This window comes from Terrimonas pollutisoli (assembly GCF_029360765.1).
GTDB lineage: Bacteria > Bacteroidota > Bacteroidia > Chitinophagales > Chitinophagaceae > Terrimonas_B > Terrimonas_B pollutisoli.
This window is the reverse complement of the sequence record NZ_JARKNA010000002.1, coordinates 496,676-518,687: the sequence shown is the minus strand read 5'-3', so window position 1 is coordinate 518,687 and position 22,012 is coordinate 496,676. Positions and strand designations below refer to the sequence as shown.

The window sequence follows — 22,012 nt, the reverse complement described above, 5'->3', positions numbered from 1 at the left end:
CGATTCAGATTTGACCATTCATGCTGACGTAACAGTGTGTAACACCAATGTTACATCCATTTCTTCTTTAAAAAATGTTTTTTCTCCTTCCTTGTCTGCAGTTTTGTTGCTAAGGATATTGATCAAAAGATTCATTGCTTTTTCACCTTGTCCATACGGGTATTGCTCTATCGATGCTATGGGTGGAAAGGCCGTATAATTGGTTATCGGTAGATTGGCATAGCTCACAAAAACGATGTCCTTGTTCACCCGGATATCATTTTTCTGGGCATACTGCACCGCATCCATATGCACATAATCATTGAAAGTGATGATTGCATTGGGAGGGTTTTTTAAGGCCAATAATTTTTTCATAGCAGCATGAGTACTTTCTTTCGACAGATCGGTCTTTTCTACCAATTGCATATCCACTTTCAACTTCTGTTTAGACACGCCTTCAATGTATCCATTTAGCCGCTCTTTACTTGCCTGTAACTTATCAGGCCCATTGATAAAAGCAATGCGACGATACCCTTTATTGAATAACCAGTTCACCATTTCCACCGTCCCTTTGTATAAGTTGCAATACACTTTATGCGCATTTTCAAATGTGGGTACCCGGTCAAAATAGACAACGGGAATATCATATTTATCCAATGCCTGCAGGTGATCATATTTATTGGTTTGCTTGGATAAGGAAATGATCAACCCATCCACCCGTTGCTTTTTCATGGCATCAACCACCTTTTTTTCTCTTTCGGGATCATCAAAGCTTTGACCAAACAGTATGGTGTATTCATGTTCCATGGCTGCTGCTTCAATACCACTAATGGCTTCCGAAAAAAAATCTTCACGGATAAAAGGAACGATCACGCCAATGACATGTGTTTTCTTTTGTTTAAAAAAAATAGCCTGGGCATTAGGCTCATAATTCATTTCCTTGGCCAACTGTTGTACCCGTTCCCGGGTAGATAAGCCAATACGGGGATGATTGCTTAATGCCCTGGAAACAGTAGACACGGAGACATTCAGCTTCTTCGCAATTTCTTTGATGGTAGGTAGTTTATCCATTACAACACATTATTTACAATTTACCTAAAAATCAATACCCCCGGCGGTCAGTTTTTTACATCTTTCACACAACGAAATCCCGTATGCTCCAATCCTGTATCAGGACTGCTTTTCATACGACGTGCCACGCGGTATCCGCTGCAGTAACTGTCGTTACATAAAAAGCTGCCGCCGCGTAAACTTTTCTTGGGTGTATAAAGATCTTCCGGATCGTTACTTTTATCGGGACCCGGTGGATTAACAGCTGTTGCTTTACCGGAACTTAAATAATACGCAGCATCGTACCAGTCACTGCACCATTCCCATACATTGCCGGCGATATCGTATAATTGATAGCCATTTGCTGCAAATGATTTGACAGGCGCCGCAGTCATGTATCCATCTTTCATTTCATTCAAATAAGGAAATTTTCCTTCCCAGCTATTGGCTTTTGGTTTTCCTGTATTTACAGGTTCGTTTCCCCAGGGATAAATATTATTGACTAAACCACCCCTGGCTGCAAACTCCCATTCGGCTTCTGTCGGCAATCTTTTACCGGCCCATTTACAATAAGCCATAGCATCATACCAGCTCACCTGGACCACGGGGTAATTTTCCTTTCCTTTTATCGAACTACCCGGCCCCTGTGGATGTTTCCAGTTAGCACCTGCTACCCAACTCCACCATTGATTATAGTCATGAAGATTCACTTCACGGTCTGTTTGCCTGAACACCAACGAAGCAGCCACTAAGACACTATCAGGTGGTTTGGGAGTGCCGGGTGGTACTGTTTTTTTTAATTCCTCCCAGTCAGGTTTTTGTTCAGCAGTAGTAACGTAGCCAGTCGCCTCTACGAATTTTTGAAACTGCGCATTGGTCACTTCTGTTTCATCCATCCAGAAAGGTCGCACCTGCACAGTATGTTTTGGATACTCATCTGAACTGGCCTGTTCGTTATCGCCTCCCATCATAAATGATCCACCTGGTATATATTTCATCCCTGCGGTCGATGTATCACCGCTGGGCCGAATGGCAGCAAGGCTATCCACAGCAAACCTTGCCGGTGTTTTCATACAGGAAATAGCTGAATCTTCTTTTACAGTTTCCTGTTCGGGGGCTGCCTGGTTATTACAGGAAAAAAAGACTAACACCGCACCCATCCCTGCCAAACGACTAATTCTGTTCAATAGCATCCGGTAAAGTTAATCCTCTCCGAATTTATTAATTGATTATTGAAAAACTCATGCAAACGGTTGACCGCTGCGTTATAAATCAATTTCACTATTTTGAGGACTTTAAAATCAATACCTGCATGCAGCAACAAACAGCTACCCTCGCCCTGCCTAAAAAAGAAAGTTACGTGATGCCGATGTTCTTCATTTGTGCATTGTTCTTCATCTTTGGGTTTGTTACATGGGCCAATGGAACATTAATTCCTTTTTTTAAGCTGTCTTTCGGGTTATCTGACTTCCAGGCCTTCTTTGTTACTTTTTCTTCTTACATGGCTTATTTCTTTTTAGCATTGCCTTCGTCGTGGATATTAAAAAAGATAGGATTTAAGAATGGACTCGTAACAGGGCTATTGGTTTTAGGCCTGGGTTCATTGCTCTTCGTTCCAGCTGCAAAAACGAACTCATTTCCTTTATTTCTAACCGGAATATTTATTCAAGGTTCCGCCTTGGCCCTGTTGCAAACAGCATCTAATCCTTATTTGACAATCATTGGACCTATTGAAAGCGCAGCCAAACGTATCAGCATTGCCGGAATTTGTAATAAGACGGCGGGTATTATTGTTCCTGTAATAATGGGTACTTTGTTCCTGAAGAATGCAACGGCTATCGAGAAACAAATTGAAGCGACAACGGGTATTGAAAAAGAACAATTGTTGCAGGAAGTGTTGGGCCGTGTAAACACACCTTATATTTCCCTTGCCATTATATTCTGCTTATTTGCATTGGTGATAAAATTCAGTCATCTACCCGAAGTACAAGTAGAAGAAGACGTAAAGGATGAAACAAGCGGGGAAATTATTCATCATAAAAGTATTTTCCAGTTTCCTCATTTGTTCCTGGGTGCCTTTTGCATATTCGTGTATGTAGCGGCAGAAGTGATGGCTGGTGATATTATTGGAGTATATGGCAAGGCATTAGGCATAAGCCCGGATATCGCTAAATTTTTTACAGCATTAACGCTATCCGGTATGCTGATCGGCTATGTTGCCGGCATCATTACCATCCCAAAATATATTTCGCAGCAAAAAGCACTGAGAATATGTGCCATACTGGGTATCATTTTTACCATTGCAGCTTATTTTACCAGTGGCTATGCTTCTGTTACGTTTATCGCCTTGCTGGGATTGGCAAATTCCCTGATGTGGCCCGCCATTTTCCCGCTTGGCATAAGTCACCTGGGAAAGTTCACTAAAACTGGTTCAGCCATCATGATCATGGGTATCGCCGGCGGAGCCATTTGGCCGTTGATCTACGCCTTTTTGAAAGACAATCTTCACCTTGACTTTCAACTCTCCTATTTTGTCACTGTATTGCCTTGCTATTTATACATCCTTTATTTCGCTGTCAGTGGACATAAGGTTGGGTTAAAAAAATAAGCTCTCTACCTTTTAAGAACCAGCAGCGTTTATATTATCTTTTATTTAATTGAGCAATAATAACAAATCCATTTTTGCAGCAATATCAGGCGCAACGTTAAGCAACATCATATTGGGGTGATTTGCCAATCCGCAGATTAGCGACTAATTTCGTCCAGGCAATTTGCCCCTTAATCCATTTTGATTAGAGGTGACGAAATATAACCTATAATGGATCACCATCACCCTGAAAAAGTTAAAAACATCCTGGCGGCTATTATCCGTGAAAATGTAGCACCCGATGCGTGGAGCTGGCTGGAGAAAGCAATTTCAGAAACACCTGCCCGGCAAAAAATAACCGCCTTTGTCGCCATGCCCCGCAAAACGGGCCACCAGTTGACACATTTTACTGAGCAGCAAGAACAAGAACTTCATTCCGCCCGGCCCCATTTTTCTATCAATCATTGGACAATCGACAGGCTATGCCGTGTTTGGCTTTTGCTTCATCTTGACCCCACTAATAAAGAGACTTACATTGACACGATCGAAAATCTTTTTTTAGCCGCCGAAATGAATGAGTTGGTAGCGTTGTATTCATCCTTACCCGTTCTTCATTATCCCGAAAGTTGGAAAAATCGTTGCGCCGAAGGCATCAGGAGCAATATCGGTTCCGTATTGGAAGCGATCATTTGCAATAACCCCTATCCTTCAGAGCAATTAAGTGAAGCCGCCTGGAATCAATTGGTGATGAAAGCTTTTTTTACTGAAAAACCAATTCATCAAATAATCGGACTTGATCAGCGGGCCAATCCTGAACTGGCTTCGATGCTATCCGATTATGCCAGCGAACGCCGTGCAGCGGGTAGAGCGGTGAATCCTCAACTTTGGAGATGTGTGGGTCCTTTTATCGATGAAAAAAAATTCCCTGGTATGCAACGAGCCTTTCAATCGAATGAGCCGTTGGAACAGGAAGCGGCCGCATTAGCCTGTCATAATAGTAACTATGCCCCGGCTAAAGAATTATTGGATCAACATGCCGATTTAAAACTAAAAATTGCCAGTGGGCAGGTAAGCTGGGACAAGCTTGCCGATAAATTGACCTTACAACCCAGTTAAAAACCTTTATCCTTTTACCTTCAAACCGACAGCATATGTGTTGCAATAATATCACCGAAAAAGATCTTCAGCCAGGGAGTCATTTGCCACTGATGCTGGATAAAATAAAGGGCATGAAATTTTTTGATCCTCATGTTCACATGACTTCCCGTACTACGGATGACTACCAGGCCATGGCCGATGCAGGTGTAGTAGCATTGATTGAACCCGCCTTTTGGCTGGGGCAACCCCGAACAGGTGTTTCGACTTTCAGGGATTACTACAGCAGCCTGGTTGGGTGGGAACGTTTCCGATCTTCACAATATGGTATTAAACATTATTGCACCATTGGCCTCAACTCACGGGAGGCCAATAATGAAGCATTGGCTGAGCAGGTGATGGAAATATTGCCGGCATTTATCTATAAAGAAGGCGTTGTTGGCGTTGGCGAAATTGGCTTTGATGATCAGACAGCCGCCGAAGAAAAATATTATCGCCTGCAATTGGACCTGGCGAAAGAAGCCAGCCTGCCCGTACAAATTCACACGCCGCACCGCGATAAAAAAAGAGGCACTACCCGCAGCATGGACATCGCTATTGAACATGGACTTGATCCCTATATGGTGATCGTAGATCATAACAATGAAGAAACCGTCAAAGAAGTGCTGGACCGCGGCTTCTGGGCGGCATTCACCATTTATCCTTTTACCAAAATGGGGAATGAAAGAATGGTGGAGATCGTTAAGCAATATGGTACTGAAAGGATCATGATCAACTCGGCGGCCGACTGGGGCATCAGTGATCCGCTGGCAGTACCCAAAACAGCTGTGTTGATGAAGGAAAAAGGAATCAGTGATGAAGACATCAAAATGGTAACCTATCAAAATGCTATCACCGCCTTTGCACAAAGCGGGCAGATCAATGAGGCCGACTTTGTTGGTGGTTTGCAGGGAGTAGACCAAAGCCAAAAATTCGAGGGCAACACCATTCTCCGTGGAGGACAGCAACCCCGCATTGATAAAGACTCAATCATTATCCGATAAATCCAGCAAGTGCGGAAACTAACAGGCTATCTACGTTTAATGCGCCCTGCTAATATTGTGACTGCTGTTGCTGATATTTTGGCCGGAGTAGTAATTGCCGGGTTTGCCAGTACAGAGGGGTCAATTCCTTCCTTGTCTCCTGTCTTCTTATTGATCATTTGCACTGTAGGTCTGTATGGCGGGGGTGTGGTGTTTAATGACGTGTTTGATGCGGACATTGACCGGGTGGAAAGACCTGAACGACCCATACCCAGCGGACTTATTCAAAAAAGTAATGCCACGATACTTGCCATCGGTTTATATGTTATGGCATTGATTGCTGCAGCATTCGTTCATCCGCAAATCTTTTCTTTATCTTTTTTATTGGCGTCTGTCATAGCAATACTGGCAACCGTTTATGATAAATGGGGCAAACATCATTCTTTTTTTGGCCCTGTCAACATGGGACTATGCAGAGGTTTTAATTTATTATTAGGCATGAGTGTATTGTCCACAGCGGTGATGCAATATTGGTGGCTGGGCATTTTCCCTGTTATTTACATTGGCGCCATTACGATGATCAGCCGCGACGAAGTCTATGGCGGCAAAAGGATAACATTGTACCTGGCTGCATTTTTTTATTTGATTATCCTGTCTGCTATTGGCTGGTTTGCAGTTGAAAAAAATCAATTACTGTATGCGGCGGGCTTTATCCTTTTTTTTGCTGGCATGATAGGTCTCCCATTGGCTAAAGCCATTCAAAACCCTGTAGCCCAAAATATCCGCAAATCGGTAAAAGCCGGTGTAATCGCTGTGATCCTCATGAATGCGTCCTGGGCGGCTGCTTTCGGAGCCGTTGGCTGGGCACTCGTCATCCTGTGCCTGCTGCCTCTTTCTATATTATTCGCGAAGATATTTGCTGTTACCTGATCTTTTGAAGCCCTTGTGCTTCAAAAAAAACTTAACCGCTAAGTAATGCAAAGCATATCAGGAAATATAGTACGATAGAATCATTGAATCACTGAGGCACCAGGACACAGAGTCAGGGAGATTTTTCTTTTATTTTCCTGCGTCCCTGTGTCTCCGTGACTTTGTGTTTCAAAAAAAACTTAACCACGAGCCACAAAGACAAGCGATACACAAGGATGATTGCCCCGTTCACCTTCGGCCCTGGCGTCTCGTTGTTCTCTGTGGTTTATTCTTATCTGCTTGATATAGCGACAACTCGAATAGGCTCCCACGACCCGTTTTAACCGGCTAATGCTTAATTTCGCTTTTGCCTTGCCATCTCATCTGTTTTTTTATAGGTTCACAGTATTTTTAAACCGATTCTTATACAAGTTCGCCCGATGAATATGGATTTTTTGCAGCAATCATTCCAGGTAAGTTTTGACTACAAAGTTTTCTTCACCGAACATCTATTCGATACTAATAACCCGGTGCTTCGTGATTATTTATTATCACACGCAACACGCAATACAAAAAAATTATTATTTGTTCTCGACCAGTGCGTAGTGGATCACCATCCTGATTTGCCATCACAAGTAAAAACTTATCTCTCCGGTTTGCCGTCTTTGTCACTTATAGAAAATATGATACTCGTTCCGGGCGGCGAGCAATCCAAAAATAATGAGCAAGCCTTTGATCAGATCATTGCGGCCGTCAATCAATACGGCATCGACCGGCATTCTTATATTATTGCCATTGGCGGCGGCTCTTTATTGGACATTGCAGGATATGCGGCTGCTGTTGCTCACCGGGGTATACGTCATGTCCGTATTCCAACAACTGTGTTGTCGCAAAACGATTCGGGTATCGGCGTAAAAAACGGGATCAACTTTTTTGGCAAAAAAAATTTCCTTGGCACTTTCGCTCCACCCGCTGCAGTTTTTAATGATGCTCATTTTCTGACCTCCCTGGATGAACGCAATTGGCGAAGTGGTATTTCCGAAGCTATTAAAGTGGCCCTGATAAAAGACGCCGCTTTTTTTGAATGGCTGGAAGAGCAAGCGGATAATTTGGCCAACCGGGATATGGGCGCCATGAAATGGCTGATCAAGCGATGTGCTCAATTGCACCTGCAACATATTGCTGGCAGCGACCCTTTCGAAATGGGTTCATCCCGGCCATTAGATTTTGGTCACTGGAGTGCTCACAAACTGGAACAGTTGACGAATTTTTCCGTGTTGCACGGCGAGGCTGTCGCAATGGGTATCGTATTGGATACTGTGTATTCATTTGTATCAGGAAAAATAACAGAACAGGATTGTGTAAGAATAACCGGGCTGATCAGCAAACTCGGATTCGAGTTGACACATCCGCAGATGCAAATTGAAAATGAAAATAGTCCATTGATTGCAGGGCTAAATGAATTCAGAGAACATCTCGGCGGCCAGCTTACGATTATGCTTTTAAAATCGATTGGCGAAGGTGAAGAAGTACATGAGTTGAATACGGAGCTTTTAAAAAAATCAAGTGAATGGATCAATAAAAACAGGATGGCATGGACAGCAACTACGGACATCTGACTTATTGCAGCAATATTCACCCCGGCGAAACCTGGGAACAACATTTTTTGGAGTTGCAAAAACATATCCCGCTGATCATAGAAAAATGCAGTGGGGGAAAATCATTTGGAATCGGATTACGCTTGTCTGATAAAGCCAGTCTTGATCTCCAGGAATCAACCAATCTCTCCGCGTTTCTTGATTGGCTGAAAGCCAATGACTGTTATGTTTTTACCATGAATGGTTTTCCGTTTGGCAACTTTCATCATACCGTTGTAAAAGACAAAGTTCATGAACCTGACTGGTCCACACAAGATCGGGTTGATTATACTATTCGTTTAGCCAATATTTTATCCGTTCTTCTTCCTGAAGGGATCGATGGAGGTATCTCTACCTCACCGCTTTCGTATCGCCATTGGCATGATGCTGATCAACTGGATGATATTTTTAAAGAAACAACAAGTCGTTTGCTTGAAGTTGTATTGGAACTCATCAGCATTAAAACCAAGACGGGAGAATCCATTCACATCGACATAGAGCCTGAACCCGATGGCCTGCTCGAAACCGGGATGGAATTTATTCGATGGTATGATAATTATCTTTTGCCAATCGGTGTGCCGTTATTGACGGAGCGATTTAACTGGACCACTGAAAAAGCAACAGCTACAATCAAGGAGCATATTCAACTCTGTTATGATATTTGTCATTTTGCGGTTGGGTTCGAGGATCACCGGCAGGTGATTGATTTATTGAAGCAAAAAAATATCCGCATTGGTAAGATACAGATCAGTGCTGCATTGAAAGCAAGGCTTTCATCAACGACTGCCGAAAGAGGCGAAGTAATGAATGCGTTTAAACAGTTTAATGAATCCACTTACCTGCACCAGGTGATTGCGTTGCAGCAGGATGGAAGTTTTAAAAAATACCGGGATCTGCCCGATGCGTTGAAAGATGCAGCCAACCCTTCCGCCATCGAATGGCGTTCGCATTTTCATGTACCGATTTTTGTAGAAAACTTTGGTGTGTTGCAATCAACTCAACAGGATATTGTTACGGTATTAAACTATCATAAGCAGCAACGAATGACCAATCACCTGGAAATTGAAACTTATACCTGGGAAGTATTACCCGACTCATTAAAGCTGACTATAACCGATTCCATCATCCGCGAATTGGAATGGGTGCGGGAAAATTTAGAGCTCCAGGTTTCCTAGCGCCGTGTTGATTGCATTGCATACGCCATGTTACCGGTTACCAGTAACAAGCAACAGGTAACTGGTAACAATTTATGAACCTATAACTTTAAACCATCCGTTTCACCATGCACAAAACCGTTGTCATCGATATTGTAGGATTGTCTTCTTCGCTGATCAATGAGCATACTCCTTTTCTAAAAAAATATACTACCGAAAAAGGGTTGAATACGATCGAACCGATGCTACCGGCCGTCACCACTTCGGTACAATCGACTTTTGTCACAGGTAAATGGCCCGCAGAACATGGCATAGTTGGCAATGGCTGGTACGATGAGACTGACAGTGAAATAAAATTCTGGAAGCAATCCAACAAATTAGTGCTGGCTGAAAAAATTTGGGAACGGGCAAAAAGGGCCGATCCTTCATTTACCTGTTCCAAAATGTTTTGGTGGTATAATATGTATTCGGGTGCTGATTATTCTGTAACGCCGAGGCCGAATTATTTAGCGGATGGCAGAAAAATACCGGATTGTTATTCGCACCCGGCGGAGTTAAGAGATGAATTGCAAAAAGAACTGGGACAATTTCCTTTATTTAAATTCTGGGGACCGGCTACGGATATTTCATCCACCCAATGGATCGCCGACGCATCGATTTATACGGATAAAAAATATGACCCGACATTAACGCTGATCTATCTGCCACATTTGGATTATTGTTTGCAAAAATTTGGTCAGGATATTTCGGCTATTGCAAAAGATCTGGCTGAAATCGATAAAGTAGTCGAGCAATTGGTGAATCATTATACTACTAAAAACGCAAAGATCATTTTACTGTCGGAGTATGGCATTACGAATGTGAGCCGTCCAATACATCTTAACAGGGAGCTACGCAAAAATGGTTTGCTGCAAATAAGAACCGAACGTGGCCTTGAACTGTTAGATGCCGGTGCTTCGAAAGCATTTGCTGTGGCTGATCACCAGGTGGCACATATTTATGTAAACGATAAATCGCTGACTGACGAAGTAAAAAAAATAATCAAACAAGTACCCGGGGTACAGTTGATTTTGGATAAAGAGGAGCAACGACAGTATCATATCGACCATGAACGGTCCGGCGATTTAGTGGCTGTTGCCGATAAACAAAGCTGGTTTACCTATTATTTCTGGCTGGACGATGCAAAAGCTCCCGATTATGCAAGAGTGGTAGACATTCATAAAAAGCCCGGCTATGACCCGGTTGAATTATTTATGACATCCAAAGCAAGGGCTGGCTATAAACTATTAAGAAAAAAGTTAGCCTTACGCTATGTGATGGACGTTATTCCCCTTGATGCAACACTGGTAAAAGGATCACACGGAAGACTGGAAGCAGATAAAAAAAATCATGCTGTATTAGTGGCTGATAAAGTAAAAGATCAGCAGGTAAGGGCAACCGATGTGTATGATGTCATTTGGAATGAACTAACAGGTTCATAAAGAAAATTTATTGGGGCTAAAATCAAGTTATTCGCTGTATGGCATTCCCCAATGTTCATAATTAATATAAAGAGCAAATAACAGGAATAACAATGAGATTATTTTGACCTTGAAAAGGTATAGCCAAAACCCCATTAATGTAATTATTAAAACATTCAGCGGATAAAAATGACTTGAATAAGTAAAGCCAGGGATAACCAGGTTTAAAGAAATTAAAATTCTACAAATCCATTCAATCCATTTGCTATCATAAAGAAGATATTTCATACTAATTTCTTTTATCCAAATCTCTCCACCTCAAACGGACTTAAATCCAAACTCGTTTTCTTTTCATCCACCAATTCACCTACCAGCTTGCCGGTACCTGCACCGAGACTGAGACCAATCATGGCATGGCCGGTTGCCACTACTACATTTTTATATTTTTTGATGCGACCAATATAAGGCAATCCATCTGCCGAACAGGGACGGTATCCATACCAGATTTTATCAGTCGAAGGCATGGCAATATCAAATTCTGGTAAAAATCTTTTTACTGCATTTAATATGCCTTCTACCCTATTGTAACGCGGCGGTGTTTTGGTGGGCACGACTTCCATCGTACCGCCGAAGCGTATTTTGTTACCATCCATTGGTGTGATGGCTACCCGTCCTTCCATCAGCACGGCCGGGTGATTGAGATAATAAGGTGAATTTTCCAGCGTGACAGAATACCCTCGTCCCGGCATTAGGGAAATTTTTGCATCGGCGAGGGCAGCTATCTCCCGGCTCCATGACCCTGTCGCAATAACAAACTCATCTGCCTCATAAGCCTTCTTATCTGTGATCACTTTTTTGACTTGTGTGCCGTTCTTTTCAAATTTCGTCACCGCTTCCTGGCTGACAAAATTCACGTTCATTTTTTTCAACTGATCCAGCAAAGCGGTCATCAGTTTATTAGGATATAAATGTGCATCACCTTTAAAGTGTATCGCACCGAGACCATTGATCTTAGTATGCGGTTCTAAAGCCTGCAGTTCTTCATAACTTAATAGCGCCACATCCAGTCCCAATTCTTTTGCTTTATCTACCGTGTGTTTGGCATGCTCTCCCACCGGCCGCGTCTGAAACACCTCCAGCAATCCTTTTTTCTCGTACGAAAAATCAAAACCGGGTGTGTTCATCCACGATTGATATTCCAGTTGACTGAATATAGCGATATCCCGTAAGGGAACAGCTGATTTTTCAACATGTTTGTTCGTTGCGCTTTTTACAAAATTTATTCCCCAGTTGATCAGCGCACTGTTCAATGCAGGTTGTACATAAAAAGGACTTCTTGAATTGAACATCCATTTCAATCCTTGCCATACAATACCGGGTGTGGCCAGCGGAATAAAATGGCTGGGACAAACATAACCGGCATTGCCGTAGGAACAATTATCCAGCAGATCACCTTTATCAATCACCGTTACCTGGTGACCTGATTGACGTAAATAATAAGCTGCACTCAAACCAATGATACCACCGCCTATTACAATAACATTTTTCAAATCTTATAATTTATATCTTCCGATTAATGTTGAAATTTTCATTTCCCTGACCATCAAACAATCTTCTTGCAATTATGGTTTTGAAAGTTCCGGAGTCTCATTAAAGCCCCTTTAGGGGTTGGGGGTTTTATATCACCTGGAACCCATGCGCATATGGATCGTCATCATCAATTTTTATATTGTTATACCCGTATACAATGGCCCAACCTTCAATGGACGGAACAATGGCCGGTTTATCACCCACAGTCGTTTCTTCTTCTATCCGGCCAATAAATTGCGAACCGATAATACTTTCGTGTACAAACTTATCACCCTTTCTCAATTTTCCTTTAGCAAACCATTGGGCCATTCTTGCAGATGTCCCCGTGCCACAGGGCGACCGGTCAATGGCTTTATCACCATAAAACACGGCATTACGGGCGGTGGCATCAGGCGAAATAGTTTTACCGGTCCATAATAAATGACTCAATCCTTTGATGTGCTCATTCTCCGGATGTATGAATGAATACGTTTGATTTAAACGTTCGCGGCATACACGGCTCCACGCAATCAACTGGTCGGCTTTATAATTCTCAAGTCCCGGAAAATTTTCCTGTGGATCAACAATCGCATAAAAATTACCGCCATAGGCCACATCCACCTTTATTGTTCCCAGTTCAGGACATTCTACTTCAAGACCTTCAGCCGCTAAAAATGATTTTACATTCGTGAGCTTAACGGACTTAACCTTTTTCCCTTCCTGATGATACTCGACCAATACTAAACCTGCCGGTGTTTCCAAACGCAGTTTGCCCGGTATTTTAGGGGTAATCAATCCTTCTTCAATTGCAATGGTGACGGTGCCGATAGTACCATGTCCGCACATGGGCAGGCAACCACTTGTTTCAATGAACAGGACGCCAACATCATTCTGTTCATCATGTGGTGGATATAAGATGCTTCCGCTCATCATATCATGACCACGTGGCTCAAACATCAGTCCCTTGCGTATCCAGTCATATTCCTTTAAAAAATGTAGCCGCTTATCCATCATGCTCTGTCCCTCCAGGAAAGGACCACCACCGGCTACAACACGAACAGGGTTACCACAGGTATGAGCATCAATACAAAAAAAAGTTTTAGACGACATAATTAAAAACAGAACTCAAAAGTGAAAAGGCAAAAGTGAAAAGACAAGTACTTCATACGAGAATCAAAAGATTCAGGCATTTACCGCAGCCTGTAATTTTAAATAATCAGGCAATGCGGGACGTGAAACAATGGCTTTGTTGATCGTTGTTAATACTGTTTCTCTTTCTTTTCCCTGCAACACCAATCTTGGAGCTCTTACATATTCGCTGCAAAGACCGGTTTGCGTTGCGGCCAGCTTAATATATTGTACCAGCTTGGGATGAATGTCCAATTCCAACAAAGGCAGGAACCAACGATAAATATCCAACGCTTCCTTGTAACGCTCTGCTTTTACCAATTTATAAATAGCTACGGTCTCTTTGGGAAAGGCATCTACTAATCCGCCTACAATGCCATCGGCTCCCAACATCAATTCTTCCATTACAATCGTATCGACACCGCAGAACAATTTGTAACGATTACCGAAACGATTGCGCATCCTGGTAATATTGGTTACATCCCTTGTTGATTCTTTTACATATTGAATCGTGGGACATTTTGCTAATTCCTCAAACATATCCAGGGTGACTTCGATTTTATAGTCAACCGGGTTATTGTAGATCATGATCGGCAACGACGTATTGGCTGCAATGGTCTTAAAATACTCCACGGTTTCCCTGTCATCAGCTTTGTAACGCATGGGTGGTAGAATCATTAAACCGGAAGCCCCGTTTTTCTCCGCCTCTTGCGCCAGTTTAATGGCGGCACGGGTTGCCTGTTCTGCAATCGTTAATACAACAGGAACTTCTTTTTTGACCGTTTCCGTTGCATAAATCAACAACTGAATTTTTTCGTCCTGTTCCAGGGTACTTCCTTCACCCAGGGAACCACCTAAAATAAGCCCTTCCACTCCTGCTTCAAGTTGTGCCTGGATATTTTTTTCAAACAAACCAAAATCAATAGTATCATTGGCTGTAAATGGCGTGAGCATCGCCGGAAAAACACCTTCCCAAATTGTTTTATTCATAATTACTTTTTTTTAAACTGATCCGAAATTCAAAGCTAAGAGCAGCCGGGCAATAGCGCTGTACTTATTATGACTAATATTTCTCCAATTTTAACTGGCTGCTTTCCGAACGAAATATTGTTATTTATTTATAATAAAATTATCAGCGGAAAGTTTCCATTGATTATCAAAAAAGCCAGCCATTTTTATCGCCTTTGATCCCTGTTGCAACATGTCCAACTGAAAGACCATAAAATCGGGAAAACCACTGGCGCCGGCAAAATACTGGTTTGCATTGGCAGCCTGCATACCTTTCAATCCTGTGCCGGCAACCACCCCTACTGAATGAATTGCCGATCCTTTCATTGGCCAGGTAAAATACACAGCAAGATCGTCTCCCTGCCAGCTCTCATTGCCAACGGTCACTTTATTGCGTTCAATTTTTAGCGGACAATCGCTCAACAATTTGTTGAAAACACTATTGGTGGTAGCATTGCCATAGATGATGACATTTCTGCCAGCATATTTTGCTGAATACTCTTTATCGGCGATAATGTCCACCGCACCATTGCCGCGATAATACCAGGTTTCCGCATCATATTTTGCCTTGCTAAGATTCCATTTATTTTCTTCGGCATTTCCGTTGGTTCCATATACAAAGACCATCCGGTGATTAAATGGTTCTTTAAAAGTTCCATAACGTTGCGGTCCCTTTTCTTCTGCAGGAGCTTTGCCGGTAATCATCCATTGATTATCCTGGCGAACAAGAAGAATACTATCATCCTTTGTTTTGGTCGTGTATGGTATTGCATTCAAGCTGTCCAGCCAGATTTTTACTTGCGCATTACTGCCAAATTGATCCACCTTTAGTTTTAGCAAACGAATATTTTCTGTCGAGCCTGTGATGCTGTTATTTCTTTTATTTCTGCTTAACCGGATACGGCTGTATTGTAAAGGATATGCCTGCTGTTCAACAGATACCCATCGATATGAAGATGAAATACCCGGGCTCGCTGTTGTAAAATCAATATTATCGACGGTGCTGTCAGGCGCAATGCTATGCCATTTGAAAAAATCAAAAATCGGCTTCCAATCTACACTCTGATCACCAAACCAATGTTCGCCACCGGGGTATTCATAATAACTCATATCCGAATGAAAATCGGCTAGCAGCTTTCTCATTTGTCGTGCATAGTTTACCGACACGGTACGATCAGAGTCGCCGTGAAAAATATATACACCCAGCGATTTATAATTGGAAGCCAGCCTTGGCACATCACTTTGATTGCTGGCACGTAGTAATAACTGCTCCATTTCAGAAGCGCCTTTGGCGGGGATCAATCCATCGGCAGAGCCATATTCCTTTAAAGTCGGATAACCCGCACAGGGTGCAATGGCCGCCCATTTATCCGGGTAAGTGGCCCCTAAAAACCAGGTGCCATGACCGCCCATCGAATGACCGGTGAGATAAACCTGTTTGGGATCCGGCTGTAACTTTTGCTTCGCAATACTCAGCACTTCCAAAGCATCCAGGCGACCCCAATCTTCCCAATTAAATCCCCGGGGCCGGCGATTGGTAGCAGCCACCAATGTTCCCCAGTCTTTTTGCCGGTAAGCCCTTGCCTGTCCTATTGCTTCCACCCCGGCACCATGAACCGATAAAAACAAGGCCGATGACTGTTGCGGTCCGGATGGTGATTGTGGTGTCACCGCATAATATTGCAGGCTGCCGTCAATTTCACTCACGAAAGTTTCACTGTATTTGTCGCCAGGTTCTACAGCATCGATCATAATCTTTTTTTCATCCACAACTTTGCCTTTGTATTGCAGATGGATTACACATTCATGCTGACCTTTTGTTGAAATGCCTTCACTGCTAAATTCAAATATTACCTTGCGGGTTGTCATCGCCGGGATATCGGGGATGGCAGTCGTTAATTCTCTTCCCGCAATAAAACTTTTGATTTCATAATTTTTCAGTGTAGCAGCAGAGGCGTTGATCACTACTACGGCTGCTTTTAAGGACTGGTTACCGTTACCTAAAACAATAAAAGGCAGAGTAGGATCACCGGTATTTACCTGGATAGGTTGAGTAGGAAAAACTAATTTAACCGTCATCATGCCACCTGAACGGACGTACAACTCATTCAATCCTTTTTTTAATTTCACAGGAATGTAGAGCCAGCCGGAGTTGTATGGATCACCTGCATGCAACTCGCTATTAAAAAACACCCCGCTGTTACCGCTTATATTCAGTAGAGCTGTTTTTGCTTTTTCAGCGGTATAAGTAAAATAAAGATAGCCGCCACCACCGCCAAATCCTCTACCACGGAAGCGATTGGCCGAGTCGGCTTTTACCGGCTGCCATTTGATCTCTTCGCCTTTGTCATTTTTCTCACCCAATGATTTTCCTTCTCCAGGAGTTTCCAACGTTTTCGTATAAAGCTTATAGGCCAGTTTGTCCTGGTATAGCGCTTCCCTGCCATAGCGATGAACGCCGTTAACCGATAAACCCCGGGTAAAATAATAATCATCCTGCGCTATGGAGTTCTTGCTGACCAGAACACAGCAAAAGAAAAAAACGACATTGCGGCTTTTCCGGAAAAAAATTTTATGCATGATCGTATAAACAAAAGAGTTGAAAAATTATTGGAAAGATAAGCCCCGTTTTCTATTTCGCTTTTTTCATCCGGGGTTATTTAGGTTGAAAGTTTGTGATAAAGTAAAGTTCACTTACTATTACAAATTTTATTTTCAGTAATTATTGAAAATTCAAAATATTTACCCTAGCTTTGGCTCATGAAACTTACAGAAGCCAAACAACAATTCATCAGCAGTTGGGGTGCATTTGGTACAAACTGGGGCATCAACCGTACCATGGCCCAAATTCATGCATTGCTATTAATAAGCCCCGATCCGCTTACCCAGGACGACATGATGGAAGAGTTAAACATCAGCCGTGGCAATGTCAACATGAATATCCGTGAGTTGATCAGTTGGGGATTAGTGGAGCGGGTCATCCTGCCGGGTGAGAGAAAAGAATATTTTTCTGCGGAAAAGGATATCTGGAAAGTGGTAAAAATGATCGTGAAAGAAAGAAAAAAGAGAGAGTTGGAGCCTATGTTGAAATTATTGGATCAACTGGAAGAAGTGGAAGGGGACAAAAAAGATAAACACGTCAAAGCCTTTGTGGACACGGTTAGCGGCATTAAGAAATTGGGCAAGCAAGCCGATAAAACATTGGACACAATGATCAGGGCGGAAGAAAGCTGGTTTGTGAGCAACCTGGTCAAGCTCTTTAAATGAGTTTATATGCGAAAGCATTTTTCACCAAACTGGTTGCACTATTTTATTGCGACTGTTTGGATCGCTAACGGACTTTTCTGTAAAGTATTAAATCTTGTACCAAGACACCAGGAAATTGTCGAAAGGATTTTAGGTGGGCATGCACGACTACTAACGATCTTAATCGGCATTACCGAAATTGGAATGGCTGTGTGGATATTAATCGGCATTCAGAAACGTCTTAGCGCAGTGACACAAATTTTGGCAATCGCTGCAATGAACCTTTTAGAATTTTTTCTTGCACCCGACTTACTATTATGGGGAAGAGCCAATGCAATCTTTGCTTTTGCCTTTATTATACTGATCTGCTACAACGAATTTCACCCGAATAAAAAACTAACTCAACAGGCCACATGTTTCCATTCCTGAAAAATCACCCTTTTGCTGTTGAAGCTTTTTTCAAAAGTTCAATTGTTCTGACTTTCGCTATTCCCAAAGAGCAAATACAACATCTCATTCCTGAATGTTTGGAGTTAGACATTTTTAATGAAAAGTGGGCATTTATTGCTGTGGCGATGGTGCAGACAAAGGACTTAAGACCTAAGGGGTTTCCAAAAATTCTGGGCAATGATTTTTTTCTTATCGGGTATCGTGTATTTGTCAGGTTTACCAACCAGGCAGGTAAAAGGCTGCGAGGATTATATATTCTTAAATCTGAGACAGACAAAAAGAAAATGCAGCTCTTCGGCAATCTTTTTACTCATTACAATTATACAACAACCGACATTCAACAGGGAAAACAAAGCAGCACAATAGAAATATGTTCAACGAAATCAGACTTTAAAATACAGATCGAAGACTCACAGGAGAATGCTTCTTTACCCAACGAATCGCCCTTTAGTAACTGGAAAGAAGCACGAAGATTTGCCGGACCGCTGCCATTCACATTTACCTATTCTCCTGCCCATAAAAAAGTCCTCATCATTGAGGGAGTCAGGAAAAATTGGACCCCAAGACCTTTGAAAGTGCTCGATTATCGCTTTTCTTTTTTAGACAATCTGGAACTAAAGGAAATAAAATTGGCTAATGCTTTTATTATTGAAAGCGTTCCCTATTATTGGAAAAAAGGCAAAACTGAAAAATGGAACAGAGAAGAAAATTTCAAGGCGCTTTAAATATTTTAAGCTTCAACCGCCATTTTTATATCATAGGTTTTGTGGCCTTAGCTGCAGTGATCACCAGCCTTTTTTTTATTGATTGGCCCACTACTCTTTTTTGGCTCATTATAATAGCTTTTCTATATGGCTTCATAATGCCATTGATTGTCTCAGCTTATGTGTATGACTTTTCCGGTTATTACAGTTTGCATTGGCTGAAAAATCTGATCAGGAATGACGAAAAAGTAAACCTGGTCGTGAATATTAATGCCGGCTTTGACGAAACGAGCTTTCTTATCAAAAACAAGTTTCCACATGCTGATTTAAAAGTGTTTGATTTTTACAATGCCAGGCGGCACACGGAACCTGCTATTAAAAGAGCCCGTAAAGTAAGTTTGGTATATCCAAATACGCAACAAATAGTATCGAATTTTATTCCGATAAAAGATAACACTGCCGATATTGTCTTTCTGCTGTCGGCAGTACATGAGATAAGATCAAATGAGGAAAAAGTTCAGTTTTTAAAAGAATGTCATCGCTTATGTAAGCCGGGTGGAACTGTAATTATGGTAGAGCATTTGCGGGACTTTCCCAATTTCCTGGCTTTCTCGGTAGGTTTCACTCACTTTTTCTCCCGCCCTGTCTGGAAAAAAGCTTTTGAGCGTGCAGGCTTTTCCTCTTTCAAGGAAACCAAGTTCACAGCATTTATGTCAATCTTCAACTGTAGCCCGTAAACGATTCTTATTATACAATGGAACTACATCTTAAAATAATCGGTATATTTTTAATTATCCTGGCTTTAATTCACGCCATTTTTCCAAAATACTTCAAGTGGAAACAGGAACTCAACTCCTTAAGTATTATCAACAGGCAATTGATGTATGTGCATTCTTTCTTTATAGCATTTGTAGTCTTTTTAATTGGACTTCTCTGTCTGACTTCAACGAGTGAGCTTGTTGAAACAATATTAGGAAGACGTGTGTGTCTCGGATTGGCGATATTTTGGATCGCCAGATTATTTATCCAGTTCTTTGGCTACTCAGCAAAGATTTGGAAAGGCAAAACATTTGAAACAACAATTCACATCCTGTTTTCACTTCTATGGACTTACCTCAGTGTAATATTCAGCCTGGTTTACACAGGCTGATAGGTTTTCGACCAGGAATAAGTAGCAATCAAATGTCGCGGGGGGCAGTTGAATGCTTTGGCAATGACTTGATATTTGGATAGCTTTATCCCATGAAAGAACTTAAGAAAACCCTGGTTTTAGGCGCTTCTGATAATCCATCCCGTTATAGTTATTTAGCCATTCAACGGTTGCGAAGTTATGGCCACCCGGTTGTGGCTATTGGAAGAAAGAATACAAAGGTGAGCGATGTTATCATTGAAAAGGAAAAACAGGAAGTGAATGATATTGATACCGTCACTCTTTACCTGAATCCCATCCATCAGCAGGAGTACTATGATTATATTGTTTCTTTGAAACCGAAAAGAATCATCTTTAACCCGGGTACCGAAAACGAAGAACTGATCCGGCTCGCCAAAGAAAACAAGATTCAACCACTCGAAGCCTGCACACTGGTGATGCTCAGCACGGGCCAATACTAATTTAATAATTGCCGAAGATTTACGATTTGCCTCAACGTACTAACACTCTATTTATAAGATTGTACCGCCTGATATTTGGCTGCTGAAAGAAAATTTTCAAATCTTTGATGACCGTCCCCTCTGATAAGCAGCACAGGCCTTACTCCTGTGCAGTATTTTCTACTTATTTAATAATACCCATGATCAACCTTTTACCTGCAGGCAATTGCCTTGCTTACATATCATCTTTTCTGCTTTACTGGCAGGTCACAAAGGTTCATCGTTTCTATTCTTTTGCAAACCGCATTACCCTTTTTTGGCGCATATCCAGGTTAGGTGAAGAAATAAAGATGTTGTGCTGCGCTGTATTCACTCGCAACCCTTTTGCAGCTACCAATACCTATGACAACAACCTGAATCATGTTGTTATTAAAACCACCCGCTACATAGCGAAAGGTTGATCCTTCCTTGTCCACTATTACTGATGATATAGCCACTCACCATGGCTGTATCATCAGTTAAAAAAAGTCCGTTAACACAACCATAACCATTATACTCTTTGTTATTTGATGGTTTTTCTATAACTTAGAAAAACCTCTTTTTATATGCGATGGAGAAAATTTAATGGCGACACGATTGATCTCCCGATTACCAACGCAGTTGAAAATGCTATCAAACGGGAAACTGCAGCCGGTTACAAATTAAAAGTTTGCATTGGAACTGACTCCCAGGTAAAAGGGAAAGAAACGGAATTTGCTACAGTAATTGTCTTTTTAAGAGAAGGCCATGGCGGATTTATGTTCATTCACAATGACAAAACCCGCCAGCAATTCACAATTAAGGAAAGAATGTTGATGGAAGTAGCCAAAAGCATTGAAATTGCTTATGAGCTTTGCAACCTGTTCACCATTTACAATGTGGACATGGAAGTGCATGCTGACATCAATACTAACCCGCATTTCAAAAGTAATGACGCCTTGAAAGAAGCTATGGGTTATATCCTCGGAATGGGTTTTGCTTTCAAAGCCAAACCTGAAGCATTTGCCAGCAGCAGCTGTGCAAATAAAGTTGTGAACTAAACCTCCCGGCCTCCGTTTAAAAAAAATGTGGGGCACGCCCCGCACAAGGAATCGTCTCCCCTACTTTTCAATAATATTGCTTAAATAATTAATTGGGAATTCGCTGAAATTCTATTTCACTACTACTGAAGCAGCATTATTAACCGTACTGACTTCCGCGGTTTGCTTGGGAGAAGAAATAATAGATGGGTTGGCAACCACGACTCCGCCTTGCATTCTTTCGATCTTTTTGGCGTCTTCCTGTGCAAAAGAAAAAACCACAAATGCTGCTATAAATAATACAACTACAATATTGCGCTCGCTAAATACTTTCTTCATGTTGGTGCCTGGTTCGGTGCAAAGAAA

At 41.9% G+C, this 22,012-nt stretch carries 22 protein-coding genes; 15 read left to right on the top strand and 7 right to left on the bottom strand.

The features are described from left to right. Positions 1 to 18: 18 nt before the first annotated feature. Together P2W73_RS06120 and P2W73_RS06115 are read right to left on the bottom strand one after the other, a co-directional pair. The gene (locus tag P2W73_RS06120; RefSeq protein ID WP_276501119.1) at positions 19 to 1,050 is read right to left on the bottom strand and encodes a LacI family DNA-binding transcriptional regulator; all 1,032 of its coding nucleotides are present in this window, start codon (positions 1,048 to 1,050) and stop codon (positions 19 to 21) included. Between the two features lie 47 nt (positions 1,051 to 1,097). Continuing rightward, positions 1,098 to 2,222, bottom strand: coding sequence for a formylglycine-generating enzyme family protein (locus P2W73_RS06115; RefSeq protein ID WP_276501118.1), 1,125 nt, complete (start codon positions 2,220 to 2,222; stop codon positions 1,098 to 1,100). Between the two features lie 119 nt (positions 2,223 to 2,341). On the opposite strand from P2W73_RS06115, the gene P2W73_RS06110 reads away from it, so the two are divergent. From P2W73_RS06110 to P2W73_RS06080, 7 genes are all read left to right on the top strand, one after another. Beyond that, on the top strand, positions 2,342 to 3,637 hold the full coding sequence (locus P2W73_RS06110; RefSeq protein WP_276501117.1) for a sugar MFS transporter: 1,296 nt from the start codon (positions 2,342 to 2,344) through the stop codon (positions 3,635 to 3,637). A gap of 210 nt (positions 3,638 to 3,847) precedes the next feature. Continuing rightward, positions 3,848 to 4,732: an EboA domain-containing protein gene (locus P2W73_RS06105; RefSeq protein WP_276501116.1), complete on the top strand. Its 885-nt coding sequence runs from the start codon at positions 3,848 to 3,850 to the stop codon at positions 4,730 to 4,732. 35 nt (positions 4,733 to 4,767) lie between these two features. Continuing rightward, positions 4,768 to 5,754, top strand: coding sequence for a TatD family hydrolase (locus P2W73_RS06100; RefSeq protein ID WP_276501115.1), 987 nt, complete (start codon positions 4,768 to 4,770; stop codon positions 5,752 to 5,754). A 9-nt stretch (positions 5,755 to 5,763) separates the two neighbouring features. Next, complete coding sequence (gene eboC, locus P2W73_RS06095) at positions 5,764 to 6,663, top strand: UbiA-like protein EboC (RefSeq protein WP_276501114.1); 900 nt, start codon at positions 5,764 to 5,766, stop codon at positions 6,661 to 6,663. Positions 6,664 to 7,082: 419 nt separating this feature from the next. Then, positions 7,083 to 8,261 (top strand): 3-dehydroquinate synthase, encoded by a 1,179-nt coding sequence (locus P2W73_RS06090; protein ID WP_276501113.1) that lies wholly within the window; start codon positions 7,083 to 7,085, stop codon positions 8,259 to 8,261. Beyond that, entirely contained in the window at positions 8,237 to 9,454 is a 1,218-nt protein-coding gene (eboE, locus tag P2W73_RS06085; RefSeq protein ID WP_276501112.1) for a metabolite traffic protein EboE, read from the top strand. The genes P2W73_RS06090 and eboE overlap by 25 nt, the downstream gene beginning before the upstream one ends. Before the next feature lie 107 nt (positions 9,455 to 9,561). Further along, positions 9,562 to 10,914 carry an alkaline phosphatase family protein gene (locus P2W73_RS06080; protein WP_276501111.1) on the top strand — a complete coding sequence of 451 codons (1,353 nt, stop codon included), beginning with the start codon at positions 9,562 to 9,564 and terminating at the stop codon, positions 10,912 to 10,914. A gap of 278 nt (positions 10,915 to 11,192) precedes the next feature. On the opposite strand, the gene P2W73_RS06075 is transcribed toward P2W73_RS06080, so the two are convergent. The 4 genes from P2W73_RS06075 to P2W73_RS06060 all read right to left on the bottom strand — a co-directional run bounded on the left by P2W73_RS06075 (position 11,193) and on the right by P2W73_RS06060 (position 17,178). Beyond that, positions 11,193 to 12,443, bottom strand: a complete 1,251-nt coding sequence (locus P2W73_RS06075; protein WP_276501110.1) for an NAD(P)/FAD-dependent oxidoreductase — start codon at positions 12,441 to 12,443, stop codon at positions 11,193 to 11,195. Positions 12,444 to 12,570: 127 nt separating this feature from the next. Further along, positions 12,571 to 13,572, bottom strand: a complete 1,002-nt coding sequence (locus P2W73_RS06070) for a 4-hydroxyproline epimerase (RefSeq protein ID WP_276501109.1) — start codon at positions 13,570 to 13,572, stop codon at positions 12,571 to 12,573. Positions 13,573 to 13,644: 72 nt separating this feature from the next. Next, positions 13,645 to 14,580, bottom strand: a complete 936-nt coding sequence (locus tag P2W73_RS06065) for a dihydrodipicolinate synthase family protein (RefSeq protein WP_276501108.1) — start codon at positions 14,578 to 14,580, stop codon at positions 13,645 to 13,647. Between the two features lie 120 nt (positions 14,581 to 14,700). Next, positions 14,701 to 17,178, bottom strand: a complete 2,478-nt coding sequence (locus P2W73_RS06060; protein ID WP_276501107.1) for a carboxylesterase family protein — start codon at positions 17,176 to 17,178, stop codon at positions 14,701 to 14,703. A 180-nt stretch (positions 17,179 to 17,358) separates the two neighbouring features. Here P2W73_RS06060 and P2W73_RS06055 point away from each other — a divergent pair, with 180 nt between their 5' ends. From P2W73_RS06055 to P2W73_RS06020, 8 genes are all read left to right on the top strand, one after another. After that, complete coding sequence (locus P2W73_RS06055; protein ID WP_276501106.1) at positions 17,359 to 17,865, top strand: GbsR/MarR family transcriptional regulator; 507 nt, start codon at positions 17,359 to 17,361, stop codon at positions 17,863 to 17,865. Between the two features lie 6 nt (positions 17,866 to 17,871). Next, positions 17,872 to 18,273, top strand: a complete 402-nt coding sequence (locus P2W73_RS06050) for a DoxX-like family protein (protein ID WP_276501105.1) — start codon at positions 17,872 to 17,874, stop codon at positions 18,271 to 18,273. Continuing rightward, positions 18,258 to 19,019 carry a DUF2071 domain-containing protein gene (locus P2W73_RS06045; protein ID WP_276501104.1) on the top strand — a complete coding sequence of 254 codons (762 nt, stop codon included), beginning with the start codon at positions 18,258 to 18,260 and terminating at the stop codon, positions 19,017 to 19,019. Before P2W73_RS06050 ends, P2W73_RS06045 begins: the two co-directional genes overlap by 16 nt. Beyond that, positions 18,986 to 19,735: a class I SAM-dependent methyltransferase gene (locus tag P2W73_RS06040; RefSeq protein ID WP_276501103.1), complete on the top strand. Its 750-nt coding sequence runs from the start codon at positions 18,986 to 18,988 to the stop codon at positions 19,733 to 19,735. Before P2W73_RS06045 ends, P2W73_RS06040 begins: the two co-directional genes overlap by 34 nt. Positions 19,736 to 19,752: 17 nt before the next feature. Continuing rightward, on the top strand, positions 19,753 to 20,148 hold the full coding sequence (locus P2W73_RS06035; RefSeq protein ID WP_276501102.1) for a hypothetical protein: 396 nt from the start codon (positions 19,753 to 19,755) through the stop codon (positions 20,146 to 20,148). 92 nt (positions 20,149 to 20,240) lie between these two features. Beyond that, the gene (locus P2W73_RS06030) at positions 20,241 to 20,609 is read left to right on the top strand and encodes a CoA-binding protein (protein WP_276501101.1); all 369 of its coding nucleotides are present in this window, start codon (positions 20,241 to 20,243) and stop codon (positions 20,607 to 20,609) included. Positions 20,610 to 20,788: 179 nt separating this feature from the next. Continuing rightward, positions 20,789 to 21,049 carry a hypothetical protein gene (locus P2W73_RS06025; protein ID WP_276501100.1) on the top strand — a complete coding sequence of 87 codons (261 nt, stop codon included), beginning with the start codon at positions 20,789 to 20,791 and terminating at the stop codon, positions 21,047 to 21,049. Between the two features lie 144 nt (positions 21,050 to 21,193). Further along, positions 21,194 to 21,667 carry a ribonuclease H-like YkuK family protein gene (locus P2W73_RS06020; protein ID WP_276501099.1) on the top strand — a complete coding sequence of 158 codons (474 nt, stop codon included), beginning with the start codon at positions 21,194 to 21,196 and terminating at the stop codon, positions 21,665 to 21,667. Between the two features lie 111 nt (positions 21,668 to 21,778). Here the strand turns inward: P2W73_RS06020 and P2W73_RS06015 are convergent, their stop codons facing one another. After that, positions 21,779 to 21,985 carry a hypothetical protein gene (locus P2W73_RS06015; RefSeq protein ID WP_276501098.1) on the bottom strand — a complete coding sequence of 69 codons (207 nt, stop codon included), beginning with the start codon at positions 21,983 to 21,985 and terminating at the stop codon, positions 21,779 to 21,781. Positions 21,986 to 22,012: the final 27 nt, after the last annotated feature.